At 34.1% G+C, this 15800-nt stretch carries 18 protein-coding genes; 9 read left to right on the top strand and 9 right to left on the bottom strand.

Annotation, left to right across the window (positions count from 1 at the left end):
* Positions 1-154: 154 nt before the first annotated feature.
* Positions 155-721 carry a hypothetical protein gene (locus ACW8TM_RS01600; RefSeq protein WP_491531518.1) on the bottom strand — a complete coding sequence of 189 codons (567 nt, stop codon included), beginning with the start codon at positions 719-721 and terminating at the stop codon, positions 155-157.
* Between the two features lie 567 nt (positions 722-1288).
* On the opposite strand from ACW8TM_RS01600, the gene ACW8TM_RS01595 reads away from it, so the two are divergent.
* From ACW8TM_RS01595 to ACW8TM_RS01575, 5 genes are all read left to right on the top strand, one after another.
* A complete protein-coding gene (locus ACW8TM_RS01595; RefSeq protein WP_491531517.1) occupies positions 1289-2857 on the top strand; it encodes a hypothetical protein in 1569 nt (522 codons plus the stop codon).
* Positions 2844-4286: a hypothetical protein gene (locus tag ACW8TM_RS01590; protein ID WP_491531516.1), complete on the top strand. Its 1443-nt coding sequence runs from the start codon at positions 2844-2846 to the stop codon at positions 4284-4286. Before ACW8TM_RS01595 ends, ACW8TM_RS01590 begins: the two co-directional genes overlap by 14 nt.
* Positions 4283-4549: a hypothetical protein gene (locus ACW8TM_RS01585; protein WP_491531515.1), complete on the top strand. Its 267-nt coding sequence runs from the start codon at positions 4283-4285 to the stop codon at positions 4547-4549. Before ACW8TM_RS01590 ends, ACW8TM_RS01585 begins: the two co-directional genes overlap by 4 nt.
* A gap of 341 nt (positions 4550-4890) precedes the next feature.
* On the top strand, positions 4891-5490 hold the full coding sequence (locus tag ACW8TM_RS01580) for a hypothetical protein (protein ID WP_491531514.1): 600 nt from the start codon (positions 4891-4893) through the stop codon (positions 5488-5490).
* Positions 5491-5499: 9 nt separating this feature from the next.
* Entirely contained in the window at positions 5500-6201 is a 702-nt protein-coding gene (locus tag ACW8TM_RS01575) for a nucleotidyl transferase AbiEii/AbiGii toxin family protein (RefSeq protein WP_491531513.1), read from the top strand.
* 454 nt (positions 6202-6655) lie between these two features.
* On the opposite strand, the gene ACW8TM_RS01570 is transcribed toward ACW8TM_RS01575, so the two are convergent.
* From ACW8TM_RS01570 to ACW8TM_RS01550, 5 genes are all read right to left on the bottom strand, one after another.
* A complete protein-coding gene (locus tag ACW8TM_RS01570; protein WP_491531512.1) occupies positions 6656-6802 on the bottom strand; it encodes a hypothetical protein in 147 nt (48 codons plus the stop codon).
* A 60-nt stretch (positions 6803-6862) separates the two neighbouring features.
* Positions 6863-7177, bottom strand: a complete 315-nt coding sequence (locus ACW8TM_RS01565; protein ID WP_491531511.1) for a hypothetical protein — start codon at positions 7175-7177, stop codon at positions 6863-6865.
* 229 nt (positions 7178-7406) lie between these two features.
* Positions 7407-7601 (bottom strand): hypothetical protein, encoded by a 195-nt coding sequence (locus tag ACW8TM_RS01560; RefSeq protein WP_491531510.1) that lies wholly within the window; start codon positions 7599-7601, stop codon positions 7407-7409.
* A 22-nt stretch (positions 7602-7623) separates the two neighbouring features.
* Positions 7624-7785 carry a hypothetical protein gene (locus ACW8TM_RS01555; protein WP_491531509.1) on the bottom strand — a complete coding sequence of 54 codons (162 nt, stop codon included), beginning with the start codon at positions 7783-7785 and terminating at the stop codon, positions 7624-7626.
* A complete protein-coding gene (locus tag ACW8TM_RS01550) occupies positions 7772-8293 on the bottom strand; it encodes a hypothetical protein (protein ID WP_491531508.1) in 522 nt (173 codons plus the stop codon). The genes ACW8TM_RS01555 and ACW8TM_RS01550 overlap by 14 nt, the downstream gene beginning before the upstream one ends.
* A 195-nt stretch (positions 8294-8488) precedes the next feature.
* Here ACW8TM_RS01550 and ACW8TM_RS01545 point away from each other — a divergent pair, with 195 nt between their 5' ends.
* From ACW8TM_RS01545 to ACW8TM_RS01530, 4 genes are all read left to right on the top strand, one after another.
* The gene (locus tag ACW8TM_RS01545; protein WP_491531588.1) at positions 8489-9748 is read left to right on the top strand and encodes a DNA methyltransferase; all 1260 of its coding nucleotides are present in this window, start codon (positions 8489-8491) and stop codon (positions 9746-9748) included.
* Between the two features lie 61 nt (positions 9749-9809).
* Positions 9810-10769, top strand: a complete 960-nt coding sequence (locus ACW8TM_RS01540; protein ID WP_491531507.1) for a hypothetical protein — start codon at positions 9810-9812, stop codon at positions 10767-10769.
* Positions 10770-11355: 586 nt separating this feature from the next.
* Complete coding sequence (locus tag ACW8TM_RS01535; protein ID WP_491531506.1) at positions 11356-12366, top strand: hypothetical protein; 1011 nt, start codon at positions 11356-11358, stop codon at positions 12364-12366.
* Between the two features lie 268 nt (positions 12367-12634).
* The gene (locus ACW8TM_RS01530; protein WP_491531505.1) at positions 12635-12928 is read left to right on the top strand and encodes a hypothetical protein; all 294 of its coding nucleotides are present in this window, start codon (positions 12635-12637) and stop codon (positions 12926-12928) included.
* Positions 12929-13119: 191 nt separating this feature from the next.
* Here ACW8TM_RS01530 and ACW8TM_RS01525 read toward each other — a convergent pair whose 3' ends face one another.
* The 3 genes from ACW8TM_RS01525 to ACW8TM_RS01515 form a co-directional block, all read right to left on the bottom strand.
* Positions 13120-13902 carry a DUF6602 domain-containing protein gene (locus tag ACW8TM_RS01525; protein ID WP_491531504.1) on the bottom strand — a complete coding sequence of 261 codons (783 nt, stop codon included), beginning with the start codon at positions 13900-13902 and terminating at the stop codon, positions 13120-13122.
* A gap of 414 nt (positions 13903-14316) precedes the next feature.
* Positions 14317-15396, bottom strand: a complete 1080-nt coding sequence (locus ACW8TM_RS01520) for a hypothetical protein (protein WP_491531503.1) — start codon at positions 15394-15396, stop codon at positions 14317-14319.
* Positions 15386-15646 (bottom strand): hypothetical protein, encoded by a 261-nt coding sequence (locus ACW8TM_RS01515; RefSeq protein ID WP_491531502.1) that lies wholly within the window; start codon positions 15644-15646, stop codon positions 15386-15388. The genes ACW8TM_RS01520 and ACW8TM_RS01515 overlap by 11 nt, the downstream gene beginning before the upstream one ends.
* Between the last annotated feature and the right edge of the window lie 154 nt (positions 15647-15800).

Genomic DNA, 15800 nt, shown 5'->3' with positions numbered 1-15800 from the left:
ATGAGAATATATGAAACCTTATTTGAAAATGAATAATCTATCGTCATAAGTGTGTTGGAATTTAAATCAAGATTGCCTTTTAGAATCATCAATTGAATTAACTCTCCTAGACAAAAACGTTATTAAGGCCGGTGGAATTTTGGTGGCTTTCACTCTATTTACTGGTTTTTAGGTTGATTTTATATTCAATTGTTTGTATTGGTAGGTATCCTATTGGCATTAAAGCATATATTTTGAATTTTATGGTTATGGGTAGAGTATATTTTTCTGGTGGATTTTCACATTTAGTTAAATATATTTTTAAGAGTATGTGGTCATCCATATTCCACCAGTAATTAGTTGGATATCCAATGCTAAAATACTTGTCATTACATGATACACCTATTATTTCAATGGTGAATCCAGTCACTATTGGAAGAGAAATATTTTCAGAGACTTTCCCAAGAATTATTGTATATAGATACGGTGAACCCTGCACAAGTTTTGAGGCATTAATATAACCTGGATGAACACCTAAAATCAACCTAAATGATCCAGCATACGTCTCAATAGTTTTATATTCAAAAAACCAAGGATAAAAAGAGTCCATATCTAATAACTTGTCAATTGTACTTTCTCTAATAACATTCAAGCTCCTAGGAGAAAAGTAGTTCCATACGAAAAGAGACATAATAAAAGAAAGTGTTAAAAAACTAGTGAAAATTTTAATGTGTTTTTTCAATTCTCCTACCCCTTTATATTTATGGCGTTGTAACGTTCACAATGATCTGAAAGCTCAACTATTTCTTTTTAATATTATTCAGTACAATTAAATAATATGTATAATTTCTTTGTTTCATAACCATAACTTTCATGAAGAATCATTATGACTAGGTTCTCTATACTAATTGTATAATTAAATGAAAATTAAGTTTTCCTTAGTTTTCTATTATTCATGAGCTTAGCGTCAATATCAGAGTTATCTTTGCTCAAGTAACAATTGTTTAGAAATTAAATATTATTTGTCAGTTATCATATATATGGGAGGAACTATTATTGCTTCCTCTCTGTGATAGAGCTTGTATATACTGTTATTTTAATGTTTTTGTGATTTTGCTGGTAGGAGTGAAGGTAAATATTTATGTACAGGCAACCTTCACTGTAGGGTTAACGGTGACGTATTAGAAACTATTAATAATTGTTCTTTTTCAAAGTCTAAATTTTATTGTTTTGATTTGAATGGAGGTGAGGTTGAGTTTCTACTTGACTGGCTTATGGATGTTAGAGGGTGTGGTGCTAGAAATATTTTTTGCCTAGGTTGGTTCCAATTGTCTCTTTAGAGGATAGAGATTTAATTAAATTTTTAGATGAGTTGGGTGTTGAGGCTGTTATTGTTTCTTTTACTGATCTTTTGAGGCCTAGAATTCTAGATGAGGTTGTTAGGCTTGGTGTTCATGGATTTCTAGGGTTTGATGGCAAGGTTATCCTTTCATCTATAATGCCTGATAGGCTTATTGTTTCTAGGGATGTTTGGGAACTATTCTTTCATGCTGCCTTGGTTGGTGGTTTTGATGCGGTTATTGGTTGGGATGTTCCAGTCTACTTTGATATGCCCTATTATTATTCACGGGTTAACTTGGTTAAGGGTTTGGAGTTGACTTATTGGCTTAGTAGATTGGATTTGCCTGTCATTGCATTAGTTAAGGGTAATACTCCCAATCAAGTTAAATTTAGTCTAGACGCTTTACAGCGTATGGGCTTTAAAAACTATGCTCTACATGCTTCTGAATATTTGATGCGATTTAATTTTGATCCATATGCTAGGAATATTCTTTATAGGATTGCTGGTGAAGTTGACCGCTGGATTGAGAGTTTACTTGTTATTGGTGCTTTGCGACCCGAGTCTTTAAGGTTTATTCATGATGTTTTTATGGATGTTGAAAATTTGAGTTTTGGTGGTTTCAGCTATTTTCTTGATGCTGAGGCTTTTAGGCTTTACTTGGATGAGGGTGTTATTGATGTTTCAAATAGGTTTTTAAATTGTAGGTGTCCTGTCTGTTCACGACTTAAATCTAAGGAGTTTGTTGGGGATGTAAATTTAAGGGCTACTCATAATCTTTATCAGTTGAAGTCTATGCTTAATGGAGGCTTCATGTATGAGGCTGAGCTCTACGACTTAATTGTAGGTGAGGGGGAGACTGTTCTCTTAATATCTGATGTTCATGGATGGACTGTTGATTCTAGATTTAATGAATTCTTAAACTTTATACGTAAAATCTCTCCTACACATCTGGTTTTGCTTGGAGACATTTTTGACTTCAAGTATGGTGATCCATCAACTAGTCAGCTTGACTCGTTGTTCAATTTGCTTGGTGAAGTTAAATGTACAGTTCATTTGGCATGTGGTTGTAGTGATGGTGAGCTGGAAGGTCTTTTAAGAGTTTTGGACAAACTTGTCTTTAAGGGGAAACATAAATCTCTACCCTATATTGAAGATGACTTTGAGAGTGGGCCTCTAATTAAATTCTACAAGCTCTACCGTTCAGTGAAGAGTGAATTGACAATTAAGCTTCCAGATAACAGTATGTTAACTGCTCTTCATGGACATAGGTTAACTTTAAATCCAGCTGAAAAGCTCAGCATTGTTAAGAGTTTAATGCTTGAATATAAGGCTTCAGTTGATGCTGACTGGATAGTTATAGGTCATATTCACAGAGCCTTCATAGACTATGGAAAAGGTTTAGCTTCAACTGGATGCTGGCAACTCCCACCTAGACATCTCCAACGCACAGTAAGCAGAGAAGATCTATTCAAGGCAATCCTAGTTGATGAAGATGGAAACCTAAACCTAGTAGGTGAAGGATTTGGGACAGTATAGCTTCGAGCTAAACTCGAGGCTTTACATAAAGAGGTTAATGAAGCTACAAGAGAAAATATTTAGAGAGAAAGGTATAGTATTAACCTTAAAGGAGCTTGAGAAGAGACTTGAAGAAGAAACGAGAAGAAACCTAGCCTACATGAAGGAAAAGTTGGAGGAAAACCTATACCACTGGTATGACGAACCACCAAACACATTTATAACAGTGAAGTCAAGCAAAATAAAACTAATCCTAGAAAAATTAAAATTCAAGCTGAAAGCCAAAAGCATTGAAGACCTACTATTAAACAAGCTTAAAATCCCAGAGAAGCAAGCGAGAAAATACCTGGAAATCCTACAAAAACCAACAGCAAAAATAAAGGTAAAAGCACTACTACAACTCTGCAAACAGTTAAAGATAAATCCAAACCAACTGGAAATAATAGATGCATTCACAAGGAAATTCCCAGTAAACCTAAAATCACCAACCATAACAAAACTAATAACCCACATGATAAATGAAGGAAACATATCAAAACGCAAAAAACAAAAACATCCAAAAGCAACCTACGAAAACAAAGACCCAACGCTCCACATACACCTAAGAAAACTACTAGAAAAACTAGGAGTCAAATACAAGAAACCACCAACCTACAAGAAAAACGCATATACAACATACATAGACGCAACCACAACAAGAATACTAGTAAAAGCAGGACTAAAACCAGGACAAAAAACAATAACAAACCCAACTCTACCACCACAAATATACACAAACCCAAAACTACGCAAATACCACTTCCAAGCAACACTAACAGAAGAAGGATCAACCACACTAAGAATAAAAGGAAAAAAAGTAGTCATGGAAATAACATGGGACAGATCAATAGACATAACAGACAAACTAACACCAAAACAAAAACAAACACTAAAACAAATACTAGGAAAAGAAAGAAGTGGACCTGTAAAAGAAACGATACATAGAATTAAAGACAAGATTTTAGCGGCTAAGCTCGCAGAAATCATAGAGAATAATTTGCCTATGTTATTAGAAGAAGAAATTGCCCTCCTTAACAAAATATACCAAAAGCAAATAAAACCAAAATTTGTAAGGCCTTATGCGAAGAAAATTCAGATAAGTAAGAATGGTAAATTTACTGTCACATGGCGTGCATATATTGCAAAGCCAGAAGCTGTAGACATTATAGTAAAAGAATATGGAATGCTTCCAAAAACATGGAAAGAAGAGAGATTGAAGAGACAATATGAAATCTATCAAAAATATAGACAGAGGAAGTTGAGCTATAAGGAATTGGAAGAAGTAAAAAATCAAATAAAACAAATACCCAGTAGAATTCCATTGAATTGGATGAAAAAGAAATATGAAGAAATCTGGGGCGAGGATTTAAAATATAGTCCTAAATCTAATAATTTTGAGGAATTATCATGACTAAAAGGGTTGAATCTATAAACTTAAAAGAATTGAAAAAACTTGTTAAAGAACTTTTTAAGCATTATGGACGAAAAGAAGTATACAAAGACGAATTCATTGAATACTTCAAAGCTAAAGGTTTTAGCGAAGAAGATGTGAACATATTATGGGCCCGCATCATAGGAGAAATCAAGAATATAAAATGGGGTGTAGATATAGAAGCAGACCAACTACCACCTAAAAAGATCAAACGCAAACCGTTCATAGAACTAATTAAATAAAACTAGAACTTTTTAAAATATGTCTTTCATTAAATATGTTATTGATTTGATAAGGTGTAAAGCCACTATTTTCAGTTATGTCTGAATATTCTTTAAGATGCTTTCATTTTCTTCATGCAAAATTACAGTAAAGTCGCGATAGCCATGATTGGTCAGCTCTAGCAGAGCTCTCGCGACTTCCAAGTAGCTTAAAGAGAAGCTTGCCAGATCATGGCTTCGATGCTCACTATTAACTTTAGCATTACACAAATTTATAGGCAGCGATCCGATAGTGCAGATAAGTATTTAAATTATTACCGCTATAGTAATAATTAATGTCATACTATGACTTATGGGCTGTATTGTGGAGCTGGAAGAGAGAGTTTACGGTAGCCGAGTTCAAGTCTACATTCCCGAGCCCAAGCCCGAATAAGGTCTTGCACGACATGGTCAAGAAGGGGTTATTAGAAAAGGTGGGCTGGGGCAAGTACAGGGTTAACTCTCCAAGGGAGTACTTGAAGTTGAGGTTTAACGTCAAAGACTCGTATGAGTTAGTTAGGGAAACAGGGATGGATTATGCCTTCACAGGGCCAGACGCGGTCTTCTTCTGGACTAAGGGCGGTTATAACGTGGACCGGTTCTTCGCCTTCTACCCAATTCACTTGAAGGTCAGAAAGGGTGATTTAGAGAGGTGGGAGAGTTTCTTTAAGTCCAAGGGCAGGAGGTTCCACGTGAATGGCGAGCTGGTCAGGAGGACCTTGTTCGGAACCTTCTACGTCTTGTATCCTGAGGACAGCTTCAGGTTTGAGGATGTTGAGGGCTTCAAGGTTATACCATTAAATGAGACCGTCGAGTTCTGCAGGAGAAACATTTACAGCTACGAGCCGGCCTTAGAGATATTGGATGAGATGTACGGATTAGGATTAGGTGCCAAGTACAGAGAGGCTGAAACAAACCTTTAGTGGTAAGCTATGGCCGCTCTCTTCGTCGATAGGGAGAATGAGGTAATCAAAACCATCAGAGGCTTAGCTGAAGCTGGTCTCGAGTTCGTTGTGGTTGGCGGTTACGCTGTAAGCGGTCTTGGGAGACACAGGTTCTCAGTTGACCTCGACGTGGTGATTGACGAGAAGGATTTAGATGCCTTCACTAGAGTTCTCGAGGAGAGGGGGTTTGAGCGGCATGTTGAAAGGGCAGGCTTTGATGAAGTTTACGGGGGCAGATTTGTAAGCTACATCAAGAGGATAGATGGTCTACCGGTGACGGCGGATCTCTTAGTCGGAAGCCTGGTTTGCAGGGCTACAAGAGCCTCGTGGAGCTACGAGTATATAAGGAGGCATTCGATAGTGACGGAAGTGTCTGGAATAGAGCTTTCGGTTAGGTGCAGGGTTCCGAAGAGGGAGCTCCTCATAGCCCTCAAGATTCACTCGGGTAGTCGGGCTGATTTAAGGGACGTAGTTATGCTGATGGAAGGAGCTGACGTCGAGGAAATAGTTAGGCATCTGAGGAGGGGGAATCTAGAGAAGCTTAGAGTCCAGGTAAACAGTATGCTGGAGATGCTCGGCGATCCCAGGCTCGTGGACTCGCTTAAAAGCGTGTTCACCATACGCCAAGACGTTACAGGGGAAATCAAGAGGGCGCGTAAAGCCTTAGAGAAGATTCGGGAAGCGATTTAGGTAAATTCTATCATCTTTTCGACGGCCTCCTCCATCAACTCCCTAACATTGTCACACTTCAAATTGATGGATCTGACCCTGAAAACTTTTTCCCTACCCACTTGTTTAACAAGATGCAGCCGTACTTTATTGCTGTCCATATCCTCGTATTGGTCTTGGATATGAGCTTCCATCTGGCCATTCGCCTCAACTTCTCGAACTCGTCAAAACAATTAAAAGCTCGTCAAGGAGCTCTCTAAGCATTATGGAGAAGAGAAGTTTATGAAGATGAATTCCATAACTATTTTAAAGCTAGAGGATTTCAGACGAAGACATCAATATGCTATGAGTTACTTTAGCATATGATAAGTAACTAGTGATTATTCTTCAATTTTGAAATTTCTACTAGCTCTCTCTTTAACCACTTTAATATTTCTTCAAATTCGGTTAATTTGTTTCTCCAAATATCAATGCTTTAATATGGAAATCTATTCATATAGTTTTCAGGTAATTTGAAGCCTAATTTTATTAATTTATTTGCTAATTCTCTCAGTATTTTACTCCTCAATTTATCTTTAGGTATATGGCCGAAGCTTATCCATAGTCTTCCTTCATCATCCACACCGAATAGGTTTCGGCTTGGATGTAAATGCTTAAAATATACCTTAAAGCTACTGATTTTTCACCTATGCCCCATTTTAACTTCATCTGCATATCTAGTGAATAGCTCATATAGTTTCTCAACTTCTCTTTTATTTTTCTCTCCAATCTTATTTAATGTTGATTTGAAAAAGCTTTTGAAGTCCCATTTCTTCTTAGGTCTTGAAATTAGCTTTTCCATCGATTCTATTTCAAATAGTTTGGGTATAAAGATCTCATATCCCTTTTCAGCTATTAAATATCTCTGTAGTTCTAAGGCGTAAAAGTTGAAGTTGGAAAACTTATTTAGGAATAGGAATAGGATTAATCGCTTTATTTCATCTGTTATCTTGTCCATTACAATTATAAAGTTGAAGTTTGCATTAGTTATGTTTCTTGCTAAATTATCTTTAGTTTGTTTGTCAAATGGTATGGTTTCAGCGCCTAGATTTCTTAAGAATGCATTGATATCACTAGCATATGTAACCCAGAGTGAAAGGGCATAGTCTAGAACTTGTGCAATTATTCTTCTTTTATCAGGGTTTTTGTAGAGTTTAGTTTCGATAATATATATTCTTCCTTGGTCATCAATGCATAGTTATGTCTATTGCTTTAAACTCTTCTTTTATATAGACAATGTTAATGTTTTCGTTGATTTCTCTGAAGGGTATGATTTCATTGGGATTATTCTTAATGTATTGTTGTAGAAATCTTTCCATATCGAAGCCAGTTTCCCTTATTGACTTCATTATTTTGCCATTCTTAGCAATTAAAATGACCATTCTATTACCCCTTTAAATAATCTTATATGCTTTCTTGCTTTGTTTTAGCTATAGCTTTCATAATGGCTTTAGTAAGTTGCTCTACTGTCGGTAATGCATCTAAATCTTCCACATCTATTTGTATGTAAATTTGATTTTCTTCACACTCAACACTTGCTTCACCCAAAAATCTACTCTTCTTCATCCTCCAGTAAAATTTCCTCAATTCTTCCGGCTATCTCTCCAATATGCTCTAATATCCACTTAACATTTGTATTAGGATGCATTTCAGGATAATAAACTGCCAGCATTTGAATTTCACTAGCGTCAATCCATAATGCAATCTCATCAACTAAGTATCGCTCTCCCCATCCTAAACAATCAAACTTTAGAAAATACTTAAATTCAAGAAAATCTAATTGTAAATCCTCAAGAGTATAATCTCCATAAACTCCAAGCTTCTTTAATATAATTTTTATATTTGCATAGAAAAGATCCTTACCACCAATGAAGACCTGTCTAATTAATGAACGAAGTTTATTTTTCCTACTAATTTCTTTTGGCATAACATTCATGGATTCATTTATTGAATTAAATTCAGACGGGAAAAGTAGAACAGCCTCTAATATAGCTTCAACCACTTCCTTATCATTTAAACCAATTTTCTTAGCCACAGTGGCTAAACTTTCTACATAAAAATCATCCTTAAACATGCGAGACTTAAATATAGCATTTAAATAACAATTTAGCCTCAAGATTAAGGGTTTAATACGGATTGTACTTCGGTTGGATGATTTGTATGTGGAGAAGTTGGCAACTTTACGGTCTTAAGTTCTATAATTCTCTTTTACAATATTGTTATATGTGAGATTGGGTGAATTTAATTTGAATGAAGAGGACGATTGACAATGGAACGAAGTATCGTGGAGTTCATTCCTGGCTTTAATATGAAAAATGAAATAAAGGAAATATTTGTAATTTTTAGGAAGCTGGTTAAAGAGATTCCATCAACTACTTATGCTACATTTGCGATTTATAGGTATCCAGCAAAGTTTATTCCACAAGTTATAGCATATGTACTTAAAAAGTACACTAAACCTGGAATGACTGTTTTTGATCCATTTGCAGGATATGGAACTGTTGGTGTTGTTGCTAGGATTTATGGGTGTAATTATGAGTTGTGGGATTTAAATCCAATTTTGAAGGTTATTCATGACACCGCAGTGATGCCGCCGCCTTCTATTAATGTTCAGGAGTTAATTAAAGAACTTAAAAAGTCAGGGGAAGAATTTATTCCCAATTGGTCTAACTTGAACTATTGGTTTCCAGAGGCGTTTATTTCTCTTTTATCCAAGATTTGGGGTTATGTGCATAGCTTAGAGGATAAAAATAAAAAGCAATTAATTTTAATTCCACTGTTAAAGATTACAAGGTATTTCTCTTATAGCGATGAGAAAATTCATAAATTGTATAGATCTAAACGTGCTAAAGAGAAGGTTAAGAGATTACTGAGTAGAGATTGGAAATCATTACTTTTTAGAATGTTAACTGATGAAGTTAAAACTTTACTTTATAAGCTTAGGGAGTATCAGAGGCTGGGACCAAAGAATGTTAATTGTATTGTAAGGGAAGGTGTTGATACATTAACTTTAAAGCTTGAAAGGGAAGTGGATGTTCTAATAACTTCGCCACCATACTTACAAGCACAGGAATATATAAGGTCAACTAAGTTGGAATTGTTTTGGCTTGGTTACAGTGAAGATTATATAAGAGAACTTTCCAAGAAGGAGATACCATATAGAGAGATTGAAAAAATTAAAGTTGAATCAGAAACATACTATAAATTTAGAGAAATGATACATGAAAAGCATCTATTAAAGTTGTATGATAACTATTTCTTTTCAATGCTTAAGGCCTTTACAACATTACAGGAGAAGGTGGCTGACTATCTGTTTATATTTGTGGGTCCTGCGAAAATAAGGGCTATACCTATTCCTATAGATAGAATTATCATTGAACATTTAATTAATTTTGGTTGGAGTCATGAGGTGACTTTTATAGATAAGATAGTTTCTCGTGCAATGTTTGAATCAAAAATTAATCCTGCAACTGGGTTAAAAGATAGTAGAATGAAGACTGAACATCTCATCGTTTTAAGAAGAGTTTGAGGAAAAAATTATAAGTTTACTGAAGAAATTTTTGAACATGATTTTAAGAATCTCCAGGAGATTGCTAAGTAGTCCAACTAGATTTAAAAATAGGTTAATTCCTCACCTTCCCATCATTAAAGATAGGATAATTAGCGATTTGAGCATAAATATAAATAAATATTTCTTTGATGAAGATTTTGCAGAACTTATTCTGTCTGCTTGTAGGACAGGTGATTTTCAAATAGTAGATCGACAGAACTATTTGAATATAGATAATCTTCTATTATGGGTCAAAGAGAAATTGCTTCCAAATACTATAGTTATAAGTATCGATGAAGAGGATATGGTTAGATTACTCATCTTCTCAGTTGAAATGACATATCAAATGTTTTCAGGTGGAACAAGAGCAACAATAACTCAGAGAGGATTTAGAGAAAGAAGAAGAACCTTTGAGGCTATAATGGTGGATCAATTCGTAGGAAAGCTTGGAGAAATAGTGGTTAAGAAACTACTAGAAAGTAAATTTAATGTAAAAATTGAATTGGATTGGGAAATCTCAACCGAAATTGAGCGCTACAAATCTGATATTATAAATGCAAGTAAAAATATAAGCATAAAGACAGCGCAAAGCCTATCAAGCATCTGGGCAGAAGCAGATAAAAATAGAGATTATGGAATCTATGTAAAAGTTTCAAAACCATTACACCCAATCCTTCAATTTTTCATAGAAGTCTGTGGTTTCACAAGTCTCCTAGATTTTGCAGAAAGAAAACTACCACCAGAAGACAGTCGTTTTATGAATTTCATTAAAGACCTACGCCAAAGAGTCTCAGAATATAAATGCGGCGAGTTCAAAACAAAATTTACTGGACATGTCTGTGGATACTTTAAAACATCCGACTATAAACCAATTAAAGAAGGAGTCAACCTACCCTACCTAGGTGTCGTAAGAGAAGAAAGATATCTAGTAAAAATTAGTGAACTAAAATACACCAAAAATGATTGGATACGTTTCCTCAAAGATTGCAACTTAATATAAACATCCTTAAAACTGCCAAAACTTAAACTTAAAAACAAAGGCTAAACGTAAGCAGGAAAATCGAATCACTAAGCATTAAAGAATTTAAAAATCTCATTAGAGAAGTCTTCGAGCACCATAATAGAAAGAAAATCTATAAAGAAGAATTCTACAACTACTTCAAAACATCGACAAAGAGGAGGTTCTCAAAGATGAATTTTTCTAATTCTTCAGGAAAAAGGGTTACAATGACGAAGAAATAGAGGTACTAGGGTTCCCCATAATAAGTAGAAGTGGAGTAGTAAAATTAAGTGTACTTTTTGTAGGTGAATATCTTCCTCTCAAGAAGATTATAAACCGGCTATTCGTCGAATTAATTAAAGCACCATAATAAACAATTCCTTAACCATTATAATCTATTAGGTAATCTCAGTATTCTTCAATTTCAATATAATATGCCTACCCACTTTAATCCCTATAAATAGAATTAACTTGCTTCCATCAGAAGTTACTTCTCAAGTAGTAACTATTTTGTAAAAATTCTTATAGTTATCTTTTTCATAATGAATTTTTGAAATCTTTGAAAAATCAATTTGGAGGGTGTTATTTGGTTCAAGAAGCTTCTTCTATAAAAGTGAAAGTATCAACTATCATCTCAATTATATTCATAATTTCTACAATAATCTTTGGCGTAGCGTATTTCAGTTCCGAATCTAAATATAACAGTCTTTTAAATGAGTACATTCCCCTTAAAGATGATTATAATTCTCTCAAAATGCATTATGATCAACTAAAAATGAATTACGATAATTTAGAAACCGACTATAATCAGCTTCAATCTTCATACAATGACCTTCAATCCATGTTTAATATCATAAACACTAAATATTCAGAGATTGTTAATATTCTAACTTCAATAGACGTAAAGGTAGAAAATATGGAGGAACTAAGAAAACTTTCAGAGGTCATGATTTGTAGAACTTTTATGCTATATGATTATGAGACGGGAGATAGGTGGTATAGCTGGCTCTCAATTAATATGCCATGGTATTTCAGAGAGAGAACAAGGATAGTTCATGAACCAATGACTATTGAGGTACGTATTGATTATGTAAGTAACTTAGTTAGCGAGTATATTGATAATGAGCTAATGAGAAGTGTCGCAGATACTTTATGGGATTGCGCTAATGGCGATCTTGAAAAATATGCGAACTTCGTACTCCAACTTGTTCATCAACTACCCTATAACGAAACACGTTACGCAAAATCGCCAATGGAAACATTTATTGAAGGTACAGGAGACTGCGACAACCTAGCGGTCTTGGCCGCCACACTCCTCGAAATAAAGGGATTAGACACCATAATTATACTTGGAAAAGTACCTGACGGTTATCATGCACTATTAGCAGTACACCTGCCCAATCCGCCAGATGATTTATATGATTATGGTAGAGATAGCTATTGGTACATAAGTCATAATGGGTTAAAATACTACATTGCTGAATGCACATCAAGTGATCCTAGAGACTGGGATGACCCAATGTTCCTTGGCTTCTTTATAGGCGACAACCCATGGGAAGAAGACTTTGAAATAATAAAAACAATTGAAATACCTTAGCAATTCTTAGTTTTTCATTTTTTATTAAACTACATTTTTTCAACTTATTAAAGTGCAAATGCTAGGAGTTAAGTTATTATTTACATTTGAATTTCACTTCTTTGAAGCCGAGTTTTTGAAATGTTTCTTTAATTTATCCTTTGACTTTGCTGAAAACAATCTCATATACTGAGTTATTTCCAACTTCTTCTTCAGCCTGTTCATTACTAACTTTTCAAGATTGCTGGCAGTATTTATAGTAACTCGATATTCTATTGAGAAATCATAAATGGAGGTGTCAAGGGATACGTCAAAGCCTCCATTTGAAGAAGTTTGGAGAAGAATTTTAAAACATGAGGGGGAAACTTTCTATACAAAGACCGGACTACCCTTTACATACACGATAAGGGGGAATTCGCTTATCCCTAACAGAACAAGATACCCATTGCATAAATCTAATTTCGAAACAGCTTATGAACTAGTTCCAATAGATGGACCTGGAAAAATTAATCGAATAGTACGGGGACCTGCTTATATATGGGCCATTCTACATGATCCTAGAATTTCACAAGGAAAATGGTGAATTTTACGGTAATATTAAGAATATAAGAGCTAAAAAGGAAAGTAAAAGAGCCTCTTGTGGCAAAGGGATTGTTCATATGAACTTTAATATTCATCTGTCTTAAGTAGATACGAGATTTTTTAATTTCAGATATTTCTATTCCATTATTGACCGATGTAATTTCTCCAATTGAAGTGTATTTCTCTTCTACTTCATCTATTCTCTTCTTTACAGCCACCTTTTGCAATATTAAGCATTTTTAGGAAAACTTGTAAAGTACTCACAATTGGAGAAAAAATTAATGAAACTTGTGAAAATATCATAAAATAAAGAATTGAATAAGGCTTAGAAATAACTATTTTATCTTCATTAGCCGTTAAGTGTTTTATTATAGGTAACAAAGGATTTGAAATTAGAAGATCTTCAGAAAATATTAACAGTAAATCCCATGAATCCATTCTCTCGCTAAGTAATTCGAATAACAATTCTGAATTTATTTTACTTTCATAGTAAAAAAGTGTCTTTAATGGTCGGTTAACAGAAAAGTCGCCAGTCCAACCAAAACGTTTAGCATATTTAAATAGATTTAGCTTTTGAAATTTTTCGAGGTCATTAATTAAATTGTTTTTATTTAAAGTCTGCTTAACTTCTATTAATAATGCTACGCTATCAAAAGGTATGTATTTGACATCACCAACTTTTAGAACTATTCTAGGTGAAGCAGACTTGTAGGTAGCAATTACATCAAATTCATTTTCGCCATAACTAAAAACTTCAAGAGCTTTTAAATCACTATCGATTAAAGCAGCACGGACATGAAAATCAAGTATACCTCCAAGATATTCCTCAAAAAATTTTGCAACAATTTTCTCATATTCATAACCTTTAGTATTTGGATTAAAATGTTGTCTTCTTATTTCATTAAAACGATTTCTCAATGTAAAATCAATATTATCTAAAATTTTTGTAACTTCAATTTCGACCTTACTCGTCAAACAATCCCCAAAATATCTGATTTATATATGAAATTTTAAATTTAACTCGAAATTATACTATAATTAAATTCATTAAATTCTATCGAGGTATATGTATAATTTCAAACTTCTATATGCACTATAAATTCCTCAGTAAGTAAATAAATCAGGCATGTAATATAATAGTACCTCTAACACTAATACTTCTCAACCAATCGTGAACTAATATAATTTTCATTAAAATTAAGAAAACTCCTTATATAAACTATTATGATCTTATCCTTACCCTTACTTCTCTTCCAAGGGCTAGCTTTACTTGTGGCTATAAGTAGATTAAGAAAACCTAATAGAGAGCAACTCCATACCATACTTGGACTGCCTATGATATAGAGTGCTAAGCTAATGCAATTCATAAACTTATATTAATAGATAATTTTAAGATGTAATTATAGATAATCTTCCAACATAGAGCTTCATTTTAGGTACATCTCTATATTTTCCTTCATATACGTAGTGTTTGCATGTCACTCTTAGTTTCATACTACTTCTCAGTTCATAGACTAAACGATTAGCACATGTAATTCCTGCTGCAACATTTCCACCTGCAGCTAAAACATATATTCTTTCAATGACGCTATAGCGACTAAGTATATGCTTTGCAAACTTGATGTGGGGTTCTAAGAATGCATTTATTTTCTCAGGCCTAGCCACAAGAATGAATGCTACCCTAATATACTTACCATAAACTACTGGTTGTTCAACTTTCTCTCCTCTAGCGAGGTTACACAGTAATTTAATTAATTCTTCTATCTCATTATCAATACTTGGATCACGTTGTGGATAACGGATTTTGGCTATTCTAATTAATTCTGGGACTAATACTCTAGAAAGCAATGACTGGTCATCTATGTCAATGAGAGCTTCAGCCAATTTCTTAAAATTATCTCTTTCAGAGTAAAATCGAATTACTTTATTTATTGAAGTAACTACCGTTGGATATTCACTAGCTATGTTTCTAGCTATGTGTGCTGATAGTAAGTCGAGGATCTCCTTTGCATAAACTGCCTTCATCTCTGGTGCCAATAAATCGGGAATGCATGCAATTAACGCTCTTGCTAAATTTTCATAGCGGTCATGCTTTCCTCTCAATATTATTATCAATTTACCTTTCTTAATATCGTAGATAACTTTCTCTTCATCACTCCATTCAATAGCTATCTCAGGAACTTCGCTTAACTCAAAATTTTTAACAAATCTTGTGAAGACTATATACTTTACTTCCTTACTTATAGCTCTCTTTTCATAAGCTCTGCTAATGCGAGATAGTAACCAAGAGATGTGAATTGCTATTTTTTCAAATTTCTCTGGAGCGCGAATATACATTATCAAGGTAAGCAAGATTACCATCAATATGGGACCAACATAAGACCAAAAATTTTTCCATATTTCATATATTTCTTCAAGCTTCTGAAATGTAAAGGCTAGGAAAATGAAGAGAGCTGTATTAGTGTTCAAATCTCTCAGCACTCATCTTAGCTGCTTTAAGTAAGCATATTGGACTACTGCATATTATTCTAATTTCACCATCAATTTCCATTAAACCACCAAGATTGTCCATAGAGATTTCTCCACCACAAAAATAACACTTAGCCTTTCTCTTAGCAATCACTTCATATAATCCAAGCCTTCTTAAAATTGGTTCAATCTCATCAATATGGATAGCTGTGATAGGCATTTTTCTTTTCACAATAGCTTTAGAAACCATAAAACATCACACCGAACAACAATTACTAAATCCATGCTATATTTTTTACTGTAAACTGTAAACACTAGAAGCAAAAATATCATTATGACAAAACCAGATAAGAAACTATCAAATTTAAATCGCCCAAAATTTTCTACTCCCCCATTAAATAGTT

It is taken from the genome of Candidatus Culexmicrobium sp., assembly GCF_058356305.1.
The sequence above is the reverse complement of the archived record's forward strand: the minus strand, read 5'-3'. Positions and strand labels throughout refer to the sequence as shown.

What these genes read in the sequence shown, in the direction of transcription:
- ACW8TM_RS01585 (WP_491531515.1), top strand. Translation starts at nt 4,283, where the DNA reads ATGACTAAAAGGGTTGAATCTATAAACTTAAAAGAATTGAAAAAACTT.
- ACW8TM_RS01575 (WP_491531513.1), top strand. Translation starts at nt 5,500, where the DNA reads ATGGCCGCTCTCTTCGTCGATAGGGAGAATGAGGTAATCAAAACCATC.
- ACW8TM_RS01565 (WP_491531511.1), bottom strand. Translation starts at nt 7,177, where the DNA reads ATGGACAAGATAACAGATGAAATAAAGCGATTAATCCTATTCCTATTC.
- ACW8TM_RS01560 (WP_491531510.1), bottom strand. Translation starts at nt 7,601, where the DNA reads ATGGTCATTTTAATTGCTAAGAATGGCAAAATAATGAAGTCAATAAGG.
- ACW8TM_RS01555 (WP_491531509.1), bottom strand. Translation starts at nt 7,785, where the DNA reads ATGAAGAAGAGTAGATTTTTGGGTGAAGCAAGTGTTGAGTGTGAAGAA.
- ACW8TM_RS01550 (WP_491531508.1), bottom strand. Translation starts at nt 8,293, where the DNA reads ATGTTTAAGGATGATTTTTATGTAGAAAGTTTAGCCACTGTGGCTAAG.
- ACW8TM_RS01545 (WP_491531588.1), top strand. Translation starts at nt 8,489, where the DNA reads ATGGAACGAAGTATCGTGGAGTTCATTCCTGGCTTTAATATGAAAAAT.
- ACW8TM_RS01530 (WP_491531505.1), top strand. Translation starts at nt 12,635, where the DNA reads ATGGAGGTGTCAAGGGATACGTCAAAGCCTCCATTTGAAGAAGTTTGG.
- ACW8TM_RS01515 (WP_491531502.1), bottom strand. Translation starts at nt 15,646, where the DNA reads ATGGTTTCTAAAGCTATTGTGAAAAGAAAAATGCCTATCACAGCTATC.